Source organism: Candidatus Pelagibacter bacterium nBUS_49 (assembly GCF_051200925.1).
GTDB lineage: Bacteria > Pseudomonadota > Alphaproteobacteria > Pelagibacterales > Pelagibacteraceae > Pelagibacter.
Window position 1 is genome coordinate 274,999 of record NZ_CP172837.1, and the last position, 19,234, is coordinate 294,232.

The 19,234-nt window shown below is 30.7% G+C and carries 18 protein-coding genes and 1 pseudogene; 3 read left to right on the forward strand and 16 right to left on the reverse strand.

Translation table 11 applies throughout. From position 1 onward, the window contains the following. The first annotated feature begins 1 nt into the window (after nucleotide 1). The 3 genes from ACIJYF_RS01475 (at nucleotide 2) to ACIJYF_RS01485 (ending at nucleotide 3,267) form a co-directional block, all read left to right on the forward strand. Nucleotides 2-1,012, forward strand: coding sequence for a branched-chain amino acid ABC transporter permease (locus tag ACIJYF_RS01475; protein ID WP_435117124.1), 1,011 nt, complete (start codon nucleotides 2-4; stop codon nucleotides 1,010-1,012). A gap of 35 nt (nucleotides 1,013-1,047) precedes the next feature. Beyond that, nucleotides 1,048-2,379 (forward strand): branched-chain amino acid ABC transporter permease, encoded by a 1,332-nt coding sequence (locus tag ACIJYF_RS01480; RefSeq protein WP_435117954.1) that lies wholly within the window; start codon nucleotides 1,048-1,050, stop codon nucleotides 2,377-2,379. A 126-nt stretch (nucleotides 2,380-2,505) separates the two neighbouring features. Then, nucleotides 2,506-3,267, forward strand: coding sequence for a sulfite exporter TauE/SafE family protein (locus ACIJYF_RS01485; RefSeq protein WP_435117126.1), 762 nt, complete (start codon nucleotides 2,506-2,508; stop codon nucleotides 3,265-3,267). 53 nt (nucleotides 3,268-3,320) lie between these two features. Here the strand turns inward: ACIJYF_RS01485 and ACIJYF_RS01490 are convergent. The 16 genes and pseudogenes from ACIJYF_RS01490 to ACIJYF_RS01565 form a co-directional block, all read right to left on the reverse strand. Then, nucleotides 3,321-4,510, reverse strand: a pseudogene (locus ACIJYF_RS01490) (ABC transporter substrate-binding protein). Nucleotides 4,511-4,586: 76 nt separating this feature from the next. Then, nucleotides 4,587-5,444, reverse strand: coding sequence for a DMT family transporter (locus ACIJYF_RS01495; RefSeq protein ID WP_435117128.1), 858 nt, complete (start codon nucleotides 5,442-5,444; stop codon nucleotides 4,587-4,589). Nucleotides 5,445-5,448: 4 nt separating this feature from the next. Beyond that, nucleotides 5,449-6,930, reverse strand: a complete 1,482-nt coding sequence (locus tag ACIJYF_RS01500; protein WP_435117130.1) for an aldehyde dehydrogenase — start codon at nucleotides 6,928-6,930, stop codon at nucleotides 5,449-5,451. Next, nucleotides 6,923-7,705 (reverse strand): alpha/beta fold hydrolase, encoded by a 783-nt coding sequence (locus ACIJYF_RS01505; protein ID WP_435117132.1) that lies wholly within the window; start codon nucleotides 7,703-7,705, stop codon nucleotides 6,923-6,925. Before ACIJYF_RS01505 ends, ACIJYF_RS01500 begins: the two co-directional genes overlap by 8 nt. A gap of 6 nt (nucleotides 7,706-7,711) precedes the next feature. Further along, the gene (locus ACIJYF_RS01510; protein WP_435117134.1) at nucleotides 7,712-8,299 is read right to left on the reverse strand and encodes an amino acid synthesis family protein; all 588 of its coding nucleotides are present in this window, start codon (nucleotides 8,297-8,299) and stop codon (nucleotides 7,712-7,714) included. A 6-nt stretch (nucleotides 8,300-8,305) separates the two neighbouring features. Next, nucleotides 8,306-8,935, reverse strand: a complete 630-nt coding sequence (locus ACIJYF_RS01515) for a class I SAM-dependent DNA methyltransferase (RefSeq protein WP_435117136.1) — start codon at nucleotides 8,933-8,935, stop codon at nucleotides 8,306-8,308. Beyond that, entirely contained in the window at nucleotides 8,936-10,615 is a 1,680-nt protein-coding gene (locus ACIJYF_RS01520; protein ID WP_435117138.1) for a thiamine pyrophosphate-binding protein, read from the reverse strand. A gap of 17 nt (nucleotides 10,616-10,632) precedes the next feature. After that, the gene (locus ACIJYF_RS01525) at nucleotides 10,633-11,802 is read right to left on the reverse strand and encodes an LLM class flavin-dependent oxidoreductase (protein WP_435117140.1); all 1,170 of its coding nucleotides are present in this window, start codon (nucleotides 11,800-11,802) and stop codon (nucleotides 10,633-10,635) included. A 153-nt stretch (nucleotides 11,803-11,955) separates the two neighbouring features. Then, a complete protein-coding gene (gene glpD, locus ACIJYF_RS01530; protein WP_435117142.1) occupies nucleotides 11,956-13,107 on the reverse strand; it encodes a glycerol-3-phosphate dehydrogenase in 1,152 nt (383 codons plus the stop codon). A 58-nt stretch (nucleotides 13,108-13,165) separates the two neighbouring features. Beyond that, nucleotides 13,166-14,131 carry a 2OG-Fe(II) oxygenase family protein gene (locus ACIJYF_RS01535; RefSeq protein ID WP_435117144.1) on the reverse strand — a complete coding sequence of 322 codons (966 nt, stop codon included), beginning with the start codon at nucleotides 14,129-14,131 and terminating at the stop codon, nucleotides 13,166-13,168. After that, the gene (locus ACIJYF_RS01540) at nucleotides 14,131-15,081 is read right to left on the reverse strand and encodes a DMT family transporter (RefSeq protein ID WP_435117146.1); all 951 of its coding nucleotides are present in this window, start codon (nucleotides 15,079-15,081) and stop codon (nucleotides 14,131-14,133) included. Before ACIJYF_RS01540 ends, ACIJYF_RS01535 begins: the two co-directional genes overlap by 1 nt. Beyond that, nucleotides 15,078-16,661, reverse strand: coding sequence for a choline dehydrogenase (locus tag ACIJYF_RS01545; protein ID WP_435117147.1), 1,584 nt, complete (start codon nucleotides 16,659-16,661; stop codon nucleotides 15,078-15,080). Before ACIJYF_RS01545 ends, ACIJYF_RS01540 begins: the two co-directional genes overlap by 4 nt. After that, nucleotides 16,658-17,194, reverse strand: coding sequence for an HD domain-containing protein (locus ACIJYF_RS01550; protein WP_435117149.1), 537 nt, complete (start codon nucleotides 17,192-17,194; stop codon nucleotides 16,658-16,660). Before ACIJYF_RS01550 ends, ACIJYF_RS01545 begins: the two co-directional genes overlap by 4 nt. A gap of 5 nt (nucleotides 17,195-17,199) precedes the next feature. Then, complete coding sequence (locus tag ACIJYF_RS01555) at nucleotides 17,200-18,033, reverse strand: TauD/TfdA dioxygenase family protein (protein WP_435117151.1); 834 nt, start codon at nucleotides 18,031-18,033, stop codon at nucleotides 17,200-17,202. Further along, nucleotides 18,033-18,500 (reverse strand): thioesterase family protein, encoded by a 468-nt coding sequence (locus ACIJYF_RS01560; protein ID WP_435117153.1) that lies wholly within the window; start codon nucleotides 18,498-18,500, stop codon nucleotides 18,033-18,035. The genes ACIJYF_RS01555 and ACIJYF_RS01560 overlap by 1 nt, the downstream gene beginning before the upstream one ends. Next, on the reverse strand, nucleotides 18,501-19,229 hold the full coding sequence (locus ACIJYF_RS01565) for a class II aldolase/adducin family protein (protein WP_435117155.1): 729 nt from the start codon (nucleotides 19,227-19,229) through the stop codon (nucleotides 18,501-18,503). It abuts the gene before it with no gap. Between the last annotated feature and the right edge of the window lie 5 nt (nucleotides 19,230-19,234).

A 19,234-nucleotide genomic window follows, 5' to 3' on the forward strand; every position in this document is an offset into this window, starting at 1 on the left:
CATGGATTTTATAAACGCAATTATTTTATTATTAAATTATATTTTTGTTCCAGCCTTAACCTATGGTTCACAATTAGCGCTTGGTGCAATTTTTGTTACTTTAATCTATGGAATTTTAAGGTTTGCAAATTTTGCAACAGGAGACATGATGGCATTTGGGACTATGGTGACTATTTTATTTACATGGTATTTTCAATCACTGGGTATTTCTTTAGGTGTTTTACCAACAGCTCTTCTTGCTATACCATTTGCTATAATTTTAATGATTGGCTACATGCTCTTCGTAGATAAATTTGTATTTAGATATTATAGGGTTAACAAAAGTCCACCTGTCCAACTTGCAATGGTTAGTATTGGTGTAATGTTTGTAACTCAAGCAGTAGTAAGAATAATAATCGGCCCATCTGATAGAAGATTTTTTGATGGAGAAAAATTTATTATTAAAGCAGGTGAATTTAAAGAAATGACAGGACTTAATGAAGGACTAGCAATTAAATCTAGCCAAGTAATAACAATATTTGTAACTCTTATATTGGTCTCCATCTTATTTTGGTTCTTAAACAAAACTAAAACAGGAAAAAGCATGAGAGCTTACTCAGATAATGAGGATCTAGCTTTATTATCAGGAATTGACCCTAAAAGAGTAGTCATGATTACATGGATTATTGCAGGTATTTTGGCAACAATTGGTGGTGCTCTGTATGGTTTAGATAAAAGTTTTAAACCTTTTACATATTTTAATAATATGCTTCCAATTTTTGCTGCTGCAATTGTTGGAGGTATTGGAAACCCTTTCGGAGCATTTTTGGGAGGTTACGTAATAGCTTTTTCAGAAATATTCATAACGTATGCATACAAGAAATTTTTTATGTATATTTTGCCAGAAAGTATGGAACCAGAAACTCTTGTTCAATTACTATCAACTGATTATAAATTTGCTGTGTCGTTCTCCATACTGGTGATTGTTTTGTTGTATAGACCTAATGGCATATTTAAAGGGAAGGTACTTTGAGAAAAAATCTTAATATAATTGTGGCTTACTCAATAATGATGGGTTTAATTGTATTGGTTGGAATATTTCAATCATGGAATGTTGCTCTTTCAATTTTCAATCTGTGTTTAATTTCTGCAGTAATGACTATGGGAGCAAATGTGCAATGGGGTTATGCTGGCTTAATTAATTTTGGTCTTATGGGATATGCAGCATTAGGTGGACTAGCCGCAGTTTTAATATCAGTTGATCCAGTTCAAGAAGCATGGCGAGCTGGTGGTTTTGATATCTTAATGTGCTTATGGTTAATCATAGTAATGATTCTAGCAATTCGCTTTATCCTAAAAAATTTTGCTAAATCAAATTTTAGAACTTATGGAATTGCAGCGATTATTATTGCAGGAATTATAATTATTAGAGTAACTGCTGAACCTGGAATTGAAGCAATTGAGGCTGTTAATCCTGCAAAGACAGGATTTCTTGGAGGCTTTGGGTTACCGATTATGTTTTCATGGATTGTTGGAGCTTTCTTTGCAGGTGGACTTGCATTTGTCGTTGGAAAAGTTGCTCTTGGTTTGCGTGCTGACTATCTAGCAATTGCAACATTATTAATTTCTGAAATTGTCATTGCAATAATCAAGCATGAAGATTGGTTATCAAGAGGGGTTAAAAATGTAATTGGATTGGATAGGCCTGTACCTTATGAAGTTAATCTTCAGACTACTGATTGGTTCATAAATCTGGTTGCAAAATTTAATTCAAGTAAATTAGAACTAATTTCTAATGTTGCAGATAAACAGGCTGCACTAAATCAGTTAGTTATTGAAGGATCATCGGTTTTTGTAAAACTTTGTTACTCAGGATTATTTTTAATTGTAGTTATAGCTTTATTAATAGTTACTCAAAAAGCACTTTATTCTCCATGGGGAAGAATGATGCGAGCAATTAGAGACAATGAAGAAGCTGCAAACGCAATGGGAAAAAATGTTGTTAAACAACATTTATTAATATTTATTTTAGGTTCAGCAATTGTTGGAATAGCTGGAGCAATGTTGGTGACTCAAGATGGTTTGTTTACACCAGGTAGTTACAGACCTATGAGATATACATTTCTTATTTGGGTAATGGTTATAGTTGGAGGAAGTGGTAATAATTTTGGAGCAATTTTAGGTGGATTTGCAGTATGGTTTTTATGGATTGAAGCTGCGCCTATAGCATTATTTTTAATTAATCTTTTCACGTCTGGCATGTCTGATACTCACGCACTAAAAATTCACTTAATTGAGAGTGTTCCATATTTTAGATATTTGATGATGGGTCTTGGGTTACTATTGATAATGAGATATCGTCCAAAAGGTATACTTCCAGAGAAAATAGAAATAAAGTAATCCTATTATGAAATATATTATATTAGGTGCTGCCATCGCTTGGGCCATGTATATGGCTGACAAATATATGTTTTAGTAGTTAAAAACCTTTAATTATTATCAGTTATAAAATTTTAAAAAATATAAATGACATTTTTAACTTATTTTGATTTTAGCTTATCTGAGTTTTTATTAATTTTATTTATAGTATTTGTTGCATCTATAATAAGAGGATTTAATGGCTTTGGATTTTCTGCAACATGTATTTCAGGATTTTCTTTTATACTACCTGCAATTCAAATAGTGCCAATTATATTAATATTAGAAGTTTTTATTAGTATTTTTATGATTCCATATATATGGAATAAAATAGATTGGAATTTTGTTTTTAAACTTTTAATAGGAATAGCTATTGGGTCACCAATTGGATTATATTTATTAAAATACTTATCTCCTGAAACTACTCATCTGTATGTGTGTTTAATAATTATTTTTTTTTCAATTTTATTAATGAGGGGTTACATAAATAAAAAAATTAATAATAACCAATCAAAAATTTTTACCGGTATAATTTCAGGAACATTAAATGGATTAACAACACTAGGAGGGATGCCTGTAGCATTATTTCTTTTAATAACCAGTATTCAACCAGCTGTAATTAGAGGATCATTGGCTGCATTATTCTTTTTAACAGATATCTACGCTTTTATTTTAAGTTATTTTGGTGGAATTGTTGATATGACCACTATTTATCGAACTCTTCCTCTAATAGTAGTTTTGCCAGCAGGAGCATTCATTGGTAATAAATTTTTTATTAAGAGTAAGGAAAAGCTTTATAGAAAGGTTGTATTTTATTTCTTAATAATTATTTCAATTTTTGGTATTTTAAGAATTATAGGTGGTATTTAATATAAAAAAAGCCCTAGTAATTTTCATTACTAGGGCTTTTAATTAAATAATAATTATCTTTGTTTTTTTGTTTTGAATTTTCCACCTTTTATTTCTTGCTCTAAGAAAGAACCTTCAGCTTCACCAACATTAGTAAAAGTTACTCCAGTTGCACCTTCGTAATTAATCTTTTTACCTTTAGCTAGTAAATCCAATCCTTTTTTAAGCTCACCTGGATAAATTTTAGTTCCAGGCTCATTAGCAACACCCATTACATTTTTTGCAATTGATGCTCTGTCAGCAGAGTTACCTGCTTGCATTGCTAACACTATTAGCGCTGCTGCATCATAAGACTCACCAGTGTATGGACCAGAAGAGTCTATACCTGCAGCTTTTGCTACATCAGCAAATACTCCAGCACCTTTTCCAGTTGAACCTGGCATAGTACCAAAAGATTTTTTTAAACCTTTAGGAAATGCATCAACAAGTGATTGACCGATCATACCATCTGATAAAACAAACTTATCAAATGCACCTGAATCTAGAGCAGCTTGAATCATACCTTTACCACCTTGGTCAAGATAACCAATTACAGCCATAGCATCACCACCAGCAGAAGCTAGTGTTGCAACTTCAGATGAATAGTCAGCTTTACCATCTTCATGAGCAGTTACAGCTGTAACTTTAATGCCATGAGCTTCAGCAGCCGCTTTATAAACATCAGCTAAACCTTTTCCGTAGTCATTATTAGTATAAGTTATAGCTACGCTTTTAACTTTTCTATCTTTAGTTACGTCAGCTAAGATTTGTCCACCTCTAGCATCAGAAGGAGCTGTTCTAAAAAGAATCCTTTGTCATCTAAAGTTGTTAATCCTGGTGAAGTAGCTGAAGGTGAAATCATTACCACACCATTTGGTACAGCAACATTTGATGCGATCGCACCAGTTACACCAGAACAGTCAGCACCCATGATAGCTGCTACACCTTGTGAAATAACACCTTCAGCTGCTGCAGTTGCTGCTGCTGAGTCAACACAAGTTGAGTCTGCTCTTATTACTTCAATTTTTTTTCCACCTAAAAGTGAACCTGAGTCTGATGCTTCTTTAAAAGCAAGCTCTGCAGATCCAGCCATAGCTGGTGTTAGTGATTCAATAGGACCCGTAAATCCTAAGATAATCCCCATCTTAATTGCATGTCCGTCTGCCATTACATTTGTTCCAAAACTTGAAACAAGCATAAATGCAGCAATAAATATTTTTTTCATTATCTTCCTCTTTTTATTGTTAACAATTTATAAAAAGACAATTAAATGATGATTATCTCGTTAATTCAATGAAAAATTACTTGGTCTTTTGAAGCAAATATATTGATGTTATTACAATTATTCCTCCAAATATTGTTATAAAAGAGGGTACTTCGCCAAATACAAAAAAAGTTAATATCAATCCAAATACAGGAAATAGTGAATAAAAAGGCATCACCATTCCTACTGGATAAAATTTATAAAGATAGAACATCATCATGTGTCCTAAAATTGAAATGATCATTCCAGCATACATAACTGCAAGCCAGCCACTTGTTTCTACTCTCTTTATTTGTCCAACAATGTTTCCTTCAAATATCTGAGAAAAAATAATTAAGACTAAAAAACCTACTAGCCCCATAAAAGCATTAGTAAATTTTACATCTAAATCTTTTATGTATCTTGAGAAAACTTGAGATAGTCCATAAAAAAAAGCCATTCCAAAAACTAAAAAGGTCCCAACAATTTCATCTAAAATATTTGGATCAAAGGCTATTAATAGTATTCCTAAAAATGATAAAAAAATAAAAATCCATTTTTTTAGACTAATACTCTCTTTTAAAAATAAAGAACTTATTAATATTGCAAATGGTATAGATAATTGTGCACCAATCGTTATCGGAGCTAATAAAGTCACTGCATTGATAGATAGGTATAAAAACATATTTACTCCAGCACCCATACAAAGAGAAAATCCTATTAAAGGTAATATATATTTTTTTTTAGGAATAATTATTTTACAAAATGGCAGTAAACATAAAAAAACAAATCCCATCCTTAGTGCTCCAAAAAAAATAGGGTTCATTGATGCATTCAAGCCAAATTTACCAAGAGGATAAGCACTTCCCAAAAAAAACATTACCAAAACAATCAAAGCTGTGTGTTTTGGAGTCAAAATATTATCTAATTGAGAAAGGATCTAGTGATGGTTCGTCTGAAGTATAAAACCAAGTTGTTTTAACTCTAGTATAATCTTTAATTGACTCAATACCTGCTTCTTTACCATAACCACTATCTTTGATACCTCCAAATGGAGCTGATGGAGAAATTAATCTGTAAGTATTTACAAATGTTATTCCTGCTCGTATTGCTTTGGAAACTCTCATACCTCTTGATAGATTGCTGGTATAAACACCTGAAGATAAACCATATTGATTATCATTCATTTTATCGATTACTTCTTCCTCTGTATTAAATTTCATAACTGATAAAACAGGCCCAAATAACTCATTTTCTGCAACAGGTAAATTATGATTATCACATTCAATAATTGTTGGAGGAAAGTAATATCCTTTGTTAGAAAAAGAGTCTCTTTTTCCACCACATTTAATTTTTCCACCTTGGTCAATCGTATCTTTTATATTTTTTTCTATAGTTTCTAATTGTTTAAAACTACTTAACGGTCCCATTTCAGTTTCTGGATCCATGGGTGTTCCAATTTTAATTTTAGATGCTCGATTAGATAGTTTGTCTAGAAACTCATCGTAAATACCCTCTTGAATATAAAGTCTAGATCCAGCTATACAGCTTTGACCACTTGCACCAAATATTCCAGCAACAATTCCATTGATTGCATTTTCTTGCCCCGCATCATCAAACACTGCTACTGGACTTTTTCCACCTAGCTCTAGACTTACTTCAGATAAATTGTCTGCAGAATTTCTAATGATATGTCTTGCAGTTTCAGGACCACCTGTGAAAGCAATTTTTTCAACTAAATCATGCGTTGTTAGTGTTTTTCCACATGGATCACCAAAGCCAGTGATAACATTTACCACTCCTTTAGGAAGGCCAGTTTTTTCTATAAGTTTTGCGAATTCAAACATGACTGCAGGAGCAAGTTCTGAAGATTTAATAACTACAGTGTTACCCATTGCTAGAGCAGGAGCTAACTTTGTTGCAGTTAAAAACATTTGTGAATTCCAGGGAATAATTGCTGCAATTACACCAATTGGAATTCTAGTTGTTATTGCTTGAATGTTTGGTTTATCAATTGGAAGCACAGTTCCTTCAACTTTATCTGCAAGGCCTGCATAATAATCGTAATAGTCAGCGATATAAATTGCTTGTTTTTTAGTTTCTCTAATAATTTTACCAGTATCAATAGTTTCTATCTCTCCTAGCATTTCTGCATTGTCTCTTAACTGTTGTCCAATCATTCTCAAAAATTTTGCTCTCTCTTTAGGAAGTAATTTTGGCCAATCACCCTCAAATGCTTTTTGTGCTGCATTAACTGCGTTGTTTACATCTTTAGCACTTGCTTCAGGGACGACTGCCCAAGGTTCATTATTTTCTGGGTTTAAAGTTTCAAAAGTTTTTTTACTTTCAAAGTCAACCCACTCTCCATTAATGAACATTTTGTATTGTTTTAGTTTACTCATATTTCTCTATAAAATTTTTGATTGATAAATTTACCTCATCAGCACATTCAATACCACAAAGATGTTTGCCATCTTTAATAATTTTTAATTCACTATCCTTGATTATATTATTTAATTGTTGTGACATTTCAATTGTAGAACCAATATCATGTTCTCCAGTCATTACTAATGTTTTGACTTGTATCTTTTTAAAATCTTCATCATTTTTATGTTTAACAAATAGCTCATAAACCTTTAAAAAATTAGCCATATTGTTTCCAGATAAAATTGATCTAATTTTTTCATATGTACCAGGGTTGTTTTCTAAATACTTATCAGAAAACCATCTTTTCAACGCTTGTCTTGAGAGTTTTAATTCTTTTTTAGCTTGATTAAATCTTTCATTAACTATTTTTTGTTGTTGCTCAGATCTTTTATATATTGAACCTAGAAGAATTAATGATTGTAATCTGGCACCATATTTAGTTGCAAAATTTCTAGCGATTAAAGAGCCAATTGAAAAACCAATTAAATGAATTTTTTTAATTTTAAGTTCATTAATTAATTCTATTAGTTGATCTGAAAAATCATCAAAACTTATATTTTGTTTTGTTAAAGGTGATTTTCCATGACCAAGAATATCGTATGAAAGATTGGAGTAATCTTTAAAAAAATCTAATTGAGGTTGCCAAATTTCGTAAGTTAAACCAACGCCGTGAATAAAAACTACTGGGATTGATTGCTCTTTTTTGTTGAAGACATAGAATGTACCTGATGCAGTATTTCCGGTTACCATCTAATACTACTTGGGTTCGATACCCATTTCTTTCATATCTTGATATCTATCACCAGTTCTTGCGTGAGCTCTGCCACTTGAAGCGCCACCAATGGCTATAACAATTTCATCATCGAATGGAGCATCATGTATCGTGAATTCATGAGTTAAATAATAAGGTCGCAATCCTAAATCTGTTTTGTGCATCATTGGTATTGAAATTTTTGATCCAGCAGGTCCTCTAGTATTTGTAAAACTTAAATAAGAAGTTCCACCAACAGCATCTCTAAACTTATTACCAAATCTTAATGTATGTATAAAAGCCGAGGCATGTTCTATTTCTCCATTTAAACCAACTACACCAGCTTTACCGTACGCTAATATTTTTTCTGGAGATCCAATTTCTTTAATTAGTTCTGGGACCAATAATTCGCCAAGCTTTGGTGCTAAATCTAGAATTGTAGGTCTTAAGTCTTCAACAAAACCTTGTCCGTGCCATGGATTTTTAAAAACTGCAGCAACTGAGACTAATAAAACTGGTTCCTTAGCTTTTTTACCACCTTCAATAAAAGTTTTATCAACAAATTTTGTAAATTTTCTTAAATTAATATCCATAATCTTTTATTTAGTTACTTGAGCTAATACTAACCAAGCATTTACTTCTTTGCTTGCAATATAATTTGATTTAAAGAATTCAATTATTTTCCAAGAATTCTTATCTTCTAATTCTTTGATCTTTTTGTCAAATCCATATTCTTCATAAATTCCAATATTAATTGTAAAACAAATTAATGATCCAGTTTTACAAATTCTTACCATTTCATCTAATGCGGGGGGATTAACGTGGCCAAATGTAAAAGTCCCAACGCAAGTTATTCCATCATAAACATCATCGTTTATATCAACTTTTTTATTTAGATCGATTTTGAATAAATTTTGATAAATATTCTCTGGTACTAAATCTAACATTTTTTGTGAAAAATCTGCTCCATCAAAATTACCAAAACCATTATTCTTGAGCTCAACACCTACTAGACCAGTCCCACAACCAGCATCTAAAATCTTTATATTTTTGTTGGGAATATGTTTTTTAAAAAGATCTACAGTTTCTTGAGGACCAGAATATTTCCAATCAACCATATCTTTGTCATATTTATTTTCAACAGTCCATTCATCATAATAATCTTCAACTTCTTTACCTGCTTTTAATTTGTAAATTGGAATTTTATTACCAATATCTTTTTGTGACATTTATTTTTGCCTATGTTTAAAACTATCTCTTCTAAAACTATATAGTGCACTAGGGTCCACATCAACATCAACTACTGCAGGTTTATTACATTTAATTGCTGCCCTAACAGCTTCATTTATTTCAGATATTTTTTTAACCTTAAAACCTTTGGCACCATATAATTCCGCAACTTTATCAAATGAAGGGCTAGTAATGTCCGCACCTAAATATCTTTTCCCAAAAAAATCTTTTTGGTAAGCTTTTTCTGCTCCCCAGCTTTGATTATTCATTACAATAGTTGTTGTGTTTATTCCATATTCAGCTGCAGTACTTAATTCAGATATAGTCATGCCAAAACCACCATCACCCATAAGGCTCACAACAGTTTTTTTGGGTTTTGCAATTTTTACTCCAAGACCACATGCAAAAGAAAAACCAACTAAACCAAAATCTAGTGGTGTAAATAAAGATGGTGGATTATAATATTCTAGAGCATCTGTTGCTTGAAGGCATAATGTTCCTGCATCTAAAGTAATAGCTGTATCTTTTGGTAAAACTTTTCGTAGTTGTTTGAATAAGCCTTTTGGTTGAATAGGAAAGTTTTTTCCAAGATTATCTTTGTCTCTATTTATTAAAAAATCTTTTCTTTCTTTTAAATATAAATTAGTCCAATTTTTAATGTCTAGTTTTAATTTTTGTTTTTTTATTTCATTATATATTTGATTAGTGGCTGTTGCTGCATCAGCATTAATTCCAACTACTATTGGAAAATATTTTCCAAGCATTTTTTTTTCAATTTCAATTTGAATAATCTTTGCTTTTTTATTTATATTATCATATGAGTAAAAAGTAGAGTTAAAGCCTAATCGAGTTCCAATTGCTAAAATGACATCTGCCTCTTTAACAAGTCTTGAAGCAACAGGATTTCCACGTGGCCCCATCTGCCCTGCATTCAGCTTGTGGTTAAAAGGAATTGCATCTCCATGACCTGCTGCTGTAACAATTGGTACATTTAATAATTCAGCAAGTTTAATAACTTCCTTATATTTAGACGTATATTTAATCCCACCACCAGCAATTATTACAAATTGATTAGCTTGATTTATAATTCTTGCTACTTTTTTAATTTTCTCATTGTCACCTTTAAGACTGCTCTCACTTTCAAAAGAGGGCTTATTAATATTGATTTTATAAGTGTTATTTGCTGCTAAAATGTTTCTTGGTAGATTAACACAAACTGGACCTCTTCTAGGTCTCATTGCTAAGCTAAAAGCATCACTCATGACATCTGGTATGATTTTTGAATTTTTAACAGTCCATGTTTTTTTAGTAATAGGTGCAAATAAAGATTGCTGGTTAAGACCCTGAAATGCATCTTCCATCTTATCTCTAGTTGAATAAGATCCAGCTATAGCAACAACTGGGGAAAAAGCTGCTTTTGCTTGAGCAACACCAGTTACTAAGTTGGTGGCACCAGGTCCATTTTGTCCAGCTATTATAACACCTGGTTTATTTGAAGCTCTTGCATAACCGTCTGCCATATGAGTTCCAGTTCGCTCATCTCTTACACCAATAAATTTTATTTTTTTTTCATAGTAAAGAGCATCAAACATCTCCATTGTAGCTGAGCCAATAAGACCAAAGACATGCTCAACTTTTTCTTTCTTTAATGATTTAACGGCAGCTTCACCACCAGTCATTTTCCTATGGGGTTTGATCACGAAACTTTTTTGACTTCAGTATCAGCATCATCTTTAAAGTGAGGCATTACTTTTTCAGTAAAAAGTTTTATGCTTTTCATGCAATCTGCATGTTTTATACCAGGAAAATTTGACCAAACTTGTAAATTTTGTAAGTTTAATTCAGATTTTAGTTCATGAATTTTATCAATTACATACTCTGGAGTTCCAAAAAGCATATTTCGTTTATGTAAAAAATCATAGCTAAGTAAATCTAACTTTCCTTTAGTAATTGGTAATTCTTCACCTGGATCCATATGATTTCCTAGTCCTCTCCAGTGACAAACCCATCTCATGTAGTTTACCATATGTTCACCAGCTTTTTCTTTTGCTTCTTCCATTGTATCAGCAACAAACATATCTCTTACAAGTGAAATTCCTTCACCCATAGGAACGTTTCTTTTTTCAGCTTCAGATTTTGCATTTTTGAAAGCTTCAAATTTAATTTTTAATGCCTTAACTGTTGGTATCCACATAATGATATTTAAACCTTGTTGTGCAGCCCATTCGATAGATCGAATACCATCTACAACTTGATGAATAGGGGGACAAGGTTTTTGATAAGGTTTTGGAAGAACACTTATGTTTTCCATAACATTAGTTTCAAGGTTTACTAAATCTTTGTTTGGAGGACTCATGTCGTGTTGCCAAACATAATCTGGTGCAGGATAAGTATAAAATTCACCTTTGTGATTAAAAAATTTTTCTTTCCAGGCTTTTTTTAAAATAGTTAAAGTTTCCTCAAATAGTCTAAAGTTTTTTGCCTGGTCTTTCATATCAGCTTCTTTATTTAAATTGATAGCCTCTCTTCCATAAATTCCTCTACCAATTCCAATTTCAACTCTACCTTTTGATAATTGATCTAATAAAGCAATATCTTCTGCCATTCTTATTGGATTATGAAAAGTGATTACATTACAAGCTTGACCAATTCTAATTTGATTTGTTCTAGCGGCAGCATCAACACCCATCATTAAAGGGTTAGTGCATGACTCCATTCCTTCGTGGTTAAAGTGATGTTCTGTGTACCAAATAGAATTCCATTTGTTTTGATCGCAGTATTCTGTGATTTCTCGAGTCTCATCTAATAGTTCGTGATAAGGCTTGTGAGTCCAATTAGTAGTATTACAAAAGTATCCAAATTTCATGCTTCCTCCTTTAAACTTTCTAATTTAAAAAAAGACGATCGATCCCGCTTTCGTATTGGATATAACGATGAGTTATGTATCGCTCTTCAATACTAAAACACTAGCACATTTTAAGTATTCGGGAAATATAGAAAATTTAATGAGAAGGTCTGATTATAAAAGCTTCTTTTTATCAGTCCATGGTCCTTTTTTTGTATTAGGCAAATATTCTTCTAAATCTAGTAGAACTTTTTCAGATAATTTCCTGTATGTAGTTAGTTTACCTCCGTATATATTTAAAAGAGGTAAATTTTTTATAATATTTAAATCAAAAACATAATCTCTTGTTACTTTTGTAGCTGTATTAAAATCTTCAATTAGAGGTCTAATTCCTGAATAAGTATCAACTATATCTTTTGTACTAATTTCTTTTTTTAAATATTCATTTACTGAATTAATTAAATATTTAATTTCTGATTTTGATATCTCTTTATTTTCTGGTGACTTAACTTCTACCTCCGTAGTCCCAATTAATGAAAATTTACCTTTATAAGGTATCACAAATATTATTCTTTTGTCTTTATTTTGAAAAGTAAACGCAACATCTTCTTTATATAATTTTTTTGTAATAATATGACTTCCTTTAACTAATCTAATTTTTTTCTTAGATTTGATTTTGATGTTTTTATGTAAAGTTTCATTGATCCATGGGCCTGATGCATTAATTAAAACTTTAGACGCAATTTTTTTTCCATTTTGAAGATGTATAATCCATTTATCGTCTATGATTTCAGCTTTTTTAACTTTGTTATATTCTAGTATTTTAGCTTTATTTCTTTTTGCATCTTTAACATTCAATTTTGTTAATTTTTTATCATCAATTTGAATATCAAAATATTGAAAACCAGTTTTATATTTTTCTTGAAGAACATCTGGAAGCTCTTTTCTAAGATCTAAGGTTTTTGATTTTGGTATAATACTTTTACCACCTAAGTTATCATATAAAAATAAACCAATTTTTATTAACCATGCAGGTCTAATTTTATCAACGTAGGGGATAATAAAAGGAATAGGTTTTGAAATAGGTTTGGCAATTTTATGTACAATTTCTCTTTCTATCAGAGACTGCCTTACTAATTTGAATTCATAGTTTTCTAAATAACGAAGACCACCATGAATTAATTTAGTAGACCAAGATGATGTGGCTCCACCAATTTCTCCTTTGTCAGCTAAACAAACAGACAAACCTCTTCCAGCAGCATCTCTAGCTATACCAGCTCCATTTATACCACCACCTATTATGAATAAATCGAATATTTTAGACATTTAAAATTTATAATTGTTTATAAAATGTAATTATAAATATTCAATGACTTAAAATAGACTAACGTTGATATTCAATAAATTTCTTTAAAGATTGATTTAAAAATTTTTCGTATATCAGTCCTTTTTTTGAATATTTTTTTGAATTTAGAAAATTTTTATTCATTTTAAAGTCGTTAGAGGGCTCAAAAAAGAAGGGAATAGATAATCTCTTACTTTTGTTCCATAAAACTCTATGATTTGTTGCTTTAAACTTTCCTTTACTTAAAAACTCTAATGCTTTTCCTGTATTTACCACTAAAGCTTTTTTATTAAATGGTACATCATACCATTTCTTATTGTTTCTATTTTGTACTTGAAGACCACCTTTTTTATCCTGATAAAGAATAGTAAAAACTCCGCTATCAACATGTGTTTCACATCCAAGAGCAACACCATCTTGTTTTGAAATTTCCACTGGTTTTGTTTGGTTGGGATAATAATTAAATCTTAATGTACTTAGAGTTTTTAATCTTGAGAAAGCTTGGTTGCTAATTTTTATGTCTTTTTTATAAAGTTTAATTATTCCTTTAAATAATATTTCACTTAAAGCATAAATTTCATCAAAATAATTATACAGGTTTTTAATAGAAGATACGCTCAAAGATTTTGTTAAGTCAAGATACTCAATATATGAAGATTTGTATTTTTTTATATTGTTAGGTTTGATTTGAAGATCACCTAAATCCAAACCTTCTTTTCCATTTACAGTATTTGGAAAATATCCTCTGTATAAATTTTTATTTTTTTTATTCCATTTTTTTGGTGCTAATTTATTTTTATTTGCTTTAGATGAGTTAAAAAACTTATTACCAATTTTGCAGACATTGTTTATTTTTTTTATATTAATACCGTGTCCTACTACTTGAAAAAAACCAACATCAACACATGCCTTTTCAATTTTTCTTATTGTATTTTTTGCTTTTAAAGTACTGAACTCTAAATTTAACAAAGATGAAATATCAATAGTTGGAATATAACTTTTCATTATCTGTTTGGAGTATCTGTAACAATCATTTGATCTTTTACCTTTTCTCTAAAATAAATATAAATTCCAGCTCCAATTATTATCGAAACACCAATAAAAGTTCTTATTGTAGGAATATTATCAAACAGAATAAACCCAGTTAGAATTGACCAAATTATTAAAGAATATTCATAAAGTGAAACAACAGAAGGAGAGGCTATACTGTATGCATTGAAGACAAAGTAAAATGCGAAAGCCCCAATACATCCCATTGCTACAATATAAGGCCAAGCGTAGGAAGGATTGGTAAACCATTCTCTAAAAATAAATTGAAAAGTAGGATCATTAAAATTGTTGATTTGACCGTCACCTGTAAAAATATAAAACAAAATACTTATTAAAATTGCCCCAAAATACAAATGTATCATTTGCGTAAATACATTATCTTTATCTGAAGTAATCTTCGTAATGGTCATTGAAATTGCATAACATAAAGCACATGCAACAGGAGCCAGCTTCATAAAATCAAAATCATCAAAATTAGGATTTAAAACTATATATACTCCTATAAAGCCGATAAAAATTGCTGACCATCTTCTTATACCAACTTTTTCTTTTAAAAAAATTGTTGCTAATATTGAAACAAAGAAGGGGCTTGAGAAAAATAACGCATTTGCCATTGCAAGCGACATATAAGTTAAAGAAATATAAAAAAAGCTAAATCCAAAAAAGAAACAAATAACTCTTATAATTGTTAAAAAAGGATAATGGGTTTTTAAACTAATTTTTTGTTTTGAAAACTTTAAATATGCAACTAATAAAATAAATGCAACGAAAGTTCTTCCAAAATATAATTCATATAAAGCTGCATCTTCATATATAAATTTTATTAAAGCATCTTGAATAGAAAACAAAGCCATTCCCATTAAAATAAATAGGATTCCTTTAGAGTTACTTTGTGCAGATGTCATGAATTTAGAATAAAATTAGAGGCTCGTTCAGCAATCATTAATGTGGGCGCATTAAGATTTCCACTTGTAATTTCAGGCATCACAGATGCATCTACAACTCTAATATTTTCTAAACCATGCACTTTAAGCTTTTCATCAACAACTGCCATATCATCTATACCCATTTTTAAAGTACATGATGGATGGTAGGCTGTTTCAGCTTTTGATCTTATGTATTCTTCAAATAATTCATCTGTGTGAACATGTTCACCAGGGCCCGTTTCTTTTCCTGCAAAAGGCTTTAATGAATTTTGTCCTAAAATTTTTCTTGCAACATGAATGCATTCTATTGTTTGCTTAAGATCATCTTCATGTTCTAAATAGTTAAATTGAATCTTTGGATAATCATATGGATTAGAACTCTTTAATGTAATGTGCCCTCTACTTTTTGGATGATTAGGACTTGCATGAAGCTGATAGCCATGACGATCAGGATCAACTAATCCATGATCAATTACAAAAGCTGGAAAAAAATGAAATTGTATATTTGGATATTCTCTTTCAGGAGAAGATTTGCAAAAACCACCTGCTTCTAGAAAAGAAGTAGAGCAGGGGCCAGTTCGAGATAAAAACCACTGAATACCAATTCTCATCATATTTAATTTATTCACATAAGAATATAAAGTGTCTGAAGTTTTACACTCTTGCTGCACATAGGTTTCCAAATGGTCTTGTAAATTTCTACCAACGCCCTCTAAATTATGAACTATTTTTATACCTTTATCTTTAAGATGTTTGCTTGGACCCACACCTGACAACATTAATAATTGTGGAGAGTTTATTGCGCCCCCACTAAGGATTACTTCTTTATTTGCATAAATTTTTTCTACTTTATCTTTAATTTTTACCTCAATACCAATTGCTTTCTTTCCATCAAAAATAATTTTTTCAACAAAGGCTTCAGTAAAAACTTTTAGATTTTTTCTTTTTTTAGCAGGATTTAAATAATATTTTGAAACGCTTGCTCTTTCACCTTTGTGGATAGTTACATCGTACATCCCAAAACCTTCTTGGTCTTTACCATTCATATCCTCATTAATTTTGTATCCAGCTTCACCAGCTGAGTTGATGAAAGCTTTAAACAATGGATTTTTGTTTTTAGATTGATTAACTGGTAAAATTCCATTTCCACCTCGATATTCATTTTCACCTTCTGACCAGGTTTCTATTTTCTTAAAGAAAGGCAAGACCTTATCATAGGACCAGTCTTTTAATCCAAATGATTCCCATCTTTGGTAATCATTAGGATTTCCTCTAACATAAACCATTCCGTTATGAGCAGAACAGCCACCAACCATTTTACCTCTTGGGCAAAATAGATTTCGATTGTGAAGATGAGGTTCTGGTTCTGAATAGTATTTATAATTATATTTGGGATCATGCATTGTATATAAAATTGCAAGAGGCATGTTTACTTTCCAAATATCACTAGGTTTGCCAGCTTCAAAAATAGCTACATTGTTTTGACTATTTTCTGACAATCGATTAGAAAGCACACAACCTGCCGATCCAGCTCCAATGATTAAGTAGTCAAATTTCATTTTAATTTTGACGTTAGCAATTTTTTATAGTCATGAATAGATTTCATTTTGATATCAGTTTTTTTAGCTACTTCATCAAATTTTCTCAAAAGTATTGTTGATTTAAAGTAATCTTGAGCTTCAAATTTAATACATTCATCATCGTTAAGTAGACCACCTTGTAATTTTAAACTAATTTTTGATGCCTCTGATAACAAATTAAAATATTTTTCATCTCTAGCAAGATATCGTTTAGCTTGAACATGATATTTTATTGGTTCAATAATTTCTTTTTTGAAAATATTTTTTAAATATTCATAACCAATATCTTCATGCTTACCGTCCATATTTTCTCTCACTAATTCGTCAGGATTATCTAAAATAAAATGACCATAATCATGAAGTAAGCAAGAACATATCAAGTCATCATTACATTTAGCTTTTTCTGCAAGCATTGCAGTTTGAATCATGTGTTCAGACATGGTTACTTTTTCACCTATATAAAGAGATTTATTGTTTGTAAAGTTTGAGATTATTTTATCAACAACTTGCATTAAAATTATTGAGGATGATCACCTTCAATTGCAATACGATCCATAATTCTTTCGTGTCCTAAACCCCGGCCAGGAAAAAAATCTGCAATAGCATAATGAATAACACTTCTATTATCCCAAATAGCAACAGCGTTTTCAGTCCAATTAAATCTACATGTTAGATCTAATCTTGCTTGGTGTTCAAAAATTTCTTTTAAAATTTGATCACTCTCCTCTTTGTTTAAACCAATAATATGCTTCGTATAAGTCCAATTAACAAACAAAATCTTTTTGCCTGTTTCTGGATGAGTTCTTACAATAGGATGTTCATTTGAATAAGAGTCGTAATTTCTCTTTTCATTTCCTTCCATGTATTTATAGTTATCAATAAAAAATTCAGCTCCAAGAGAACTGTGAATTGCTTTTTTATCTTTGATCTTTTCTTGAATTTTAGGATCTAGTGTTTCCCATGCTAATTCCATATTTGAAAAACAAGTATCACCACCAACTGGAGGTATTTTGATTGATTTCAGTATTACAGCTTTAGTGGGCTTTGAATTATAACTAACATCACTATGCCAATTCTCTCCCCATTGGTTTTTTTCTTCTTTTCCTTTTATAATTCTTACAATTTCTGGAAAATTATCCAGACCTTTTACATATGCATGAGTTTCTAAAGGCCCAAATTTTTCTGCAAGAGCTATCTGTTGTTCTTTGGTAATTGGTTGGTCTCTAAAAAAAATTACCTTATGTTCCAAAAGTAAATTATTAATTTTTTTAAAATTTTCATCAGAAATATCTGTTAAATCAATGCCTTTTATCTCTGCACCTAAAGCACCTGATAATAGTTTTATTTCCATTATTTTTTTAACTTTCCGGTAATTACTAAATCCTCATTTTTAAAATTCAATTTGTTTAGATTTGTAAAATTATCCATTAATTTTACTTTTTCATCTTCAAATTCTGCAACTCTTCTTTTATTTAAATCAATATATAAAGATAACATTTCAAGTGTAGCAGATAGTTTTTTTGAGGATTTTTCAATCATTTCCATTTTAAAATGTAATCTTTTTTTATCGTGATCAAAAAATGTAAGATTAATCTCTACTTCGTCACCTTCTTTGACTTCATTGTTATATGTGGTGTGTGTCTCTACAACCATTGTACTCATTTTTGTTGTTTTCGCAGACTGCTCACCCATTTTAAATTTTTCTAAAATTATTTCCCAAATTTGATCAAAAACTAAAACATAATAAGCCATATTCATATGGTTGTTATAATCAGTCCATTCTTTTTTAATAATTTGATCTGCTATATGAACTGACATCTAATTTCTATACTCCGGTTCTTCTTTATCTAAAATTAATCTTATTTGCCGGAGATGTAACTTTGCTAAATCTGTAGGATAATTTGCTGTTTCTTCAGCTGTTTTTTCTGCAACTTCATCACTTACTATATTTAATTCCTCATTAGCTGATAAAGCAGTTAGATAAGTTTCTGCTGCTCTTTCAAAATAGTATAAATAATTAAAACCTTCTGCTACCGTTTCACCGGTTGTAATAATTCCATGATTAGCTAATAGCATGTGTTGCTTGTTTCCTAGAGCATTGGCCATTTTAATGGACTCGTCTTCAAATCCCAATCCTCCAAATTCATTGAAAACAGACACTCTATTATAAAAAATCATTGTATTTTGATCTATCGGTTTCATAACAGGATCTTTTAATGCAGATAAAGCAGTTGCGTATTTTGAATGTACATGAAAAATACATTTTGCATGAGGAACTTTTTGATGGATAGTTCCATGGATATTTATTGCAGTAGGGTCAATTAAATCAGGTTCATTTTTTAAATCATTTATATTTTCTTTAGTTACCAAAATTAAATCACTAGCTTTAATTTGGCTAAAATGAATACCAGCTTTATTTACGTAAAAATCAGTTGTTGAACCTGGAACGCATGCACTGAAGTGATTAGCAACACCTTCATGCATATTTAATCTTGCAGTCCATCTAAAAGTTGCCGCTAAGTCTCTTTGTAATTCTGTTATTTCCATTTTTA

What these genes read in the sequence shown, in the direction of transcription:
- ACIJYF_RS01475 (WP_435117124.1), top strand. Translation starts at nt 2, where the DNA reads ATGGATTTTATAAACGCAATTATTTTATTATTAAATTATATTTTTGTT.
- ACIJYF_RS01480 (WP_435117954.1), top strand. Translation starts at nt 1,048, where the DNA reads ATGATGGGTTTAATTGTATTGGTTGGAATATTTCAATCATGGAATGTT.
- ACIJYF_RS01485 (WP_435117126.1), top strand. Translation starts at nt 2,506, where the DNA reads ATGACATTTTTAACTTATTTTGATTTTAGCTTATCTGAGTTTTTATTA.
- ACIJYF_RS01500 (WP_435117130.1), bottom strand. Translation starts at nt 6,930, where the DNA reads ATGAGTAAACTAAAACAATACAAAATGTTCATTAATGGAGAGTGGGTT.
- ACIJYF_RS01505 (WP_435117132.1), bottom strand. Translation starts at nt 7,705, where the DNA reads ATGGTAACCGGAAATACTGCATCAGGTACATTCTATGTCTTCAACAAA.
- ACIJYF_RS01510 (WP_435117134.1), bottom strand. Translation starts at nt 8,299, where the DNA reads ATGGATATTAATTTAAGAAAATTTACAAAATTTGTTGATAAAACTTTT.
- ACIJYF_RS01515 (WP_435117136.1), bottom strand. Translation starts at nt 8,935, where the DNA reads ATGTCACAAAAAGATATTGGTAATAAAATTCCAATTTACAAATTAAAA.
- ACIJYF_RS01520 (WP_435117138.1), bottom strand. Translation starts at nt 10,615, where the DNA reads ATGACTGGTGGTGAAGCTGCCGTTAAATCATTAAAGAAAGAAAAAGTT.
- ACIJYF_RS01525 (WP_435117140.1), bottom strand. Translation starts at nt 11,802, where the DNA reads ATGAAATTTGGATACTTTTGTAATACTACTAATTGGACTCACAAGCCT.
- glpD (WP_435117142.1), bottom strand. Translation starts at nt 13,107, where the DNA reads ATGTCTAAAATATTCGATTTATTCATAATAGGTGGTGGTATAAATGGA.
- ACIJYF_RS01535 (WP_435117144.1), bottom strand. Translation starts at nt 14,131, where the DNA reads ATGAAAAGTTATATTCCAACTATTGATATTTCATCTTTGTTAAATTTA.
- ACIJYF_RS01540 (WP_435117146.1), bottom strand. Translation starts at nt 15,081, where the DNA reads ATGACATCTGCACAAAGTAACTCTAAAGGAATCCTATTTATTTTAATG.
- ACIJYF_RS01545 (WP_435117147.1), bottom strand. Translation starts at nt 16,661, where the DNA reads ATGAAATTTGACTACTTAATCATTGGAGCTGGATCGGCAGGTTGTGTG.
- ACIJYF_RS01550 (WP_435117149.1), bottom strand. Translation starts at nt 17,194, where the DNA reads ATGCAAGTTGTTGATAAAATAATCTCAAACTTTACAAACAATAAATCT.
- ACIJYF_RS01555 (WP_435117151.1), bottom strand. Translation starts at nt 18,033, where the DNA reads ATGGAAATAAAACTATTATCAGGTGCTTTAGGTGCAGAGATAAAAGGC.
- ACIJYF_RS01560 (WP_435117153.1), bottom strand. Translation starts at nt 18,500, where the DNA reads ATGTCAGTTCATATAGCAGATCAAATTATTAAAAAAGAATGGACTGAT.
- ACIJYF_RS01565 (WP_435117155.1), bottom strand. Translation starts at nt 19,229, where the DNA reads ATGGAAATAACAGAATTACAAAGAGACTTAGCGGCAACTTTTAGATGG.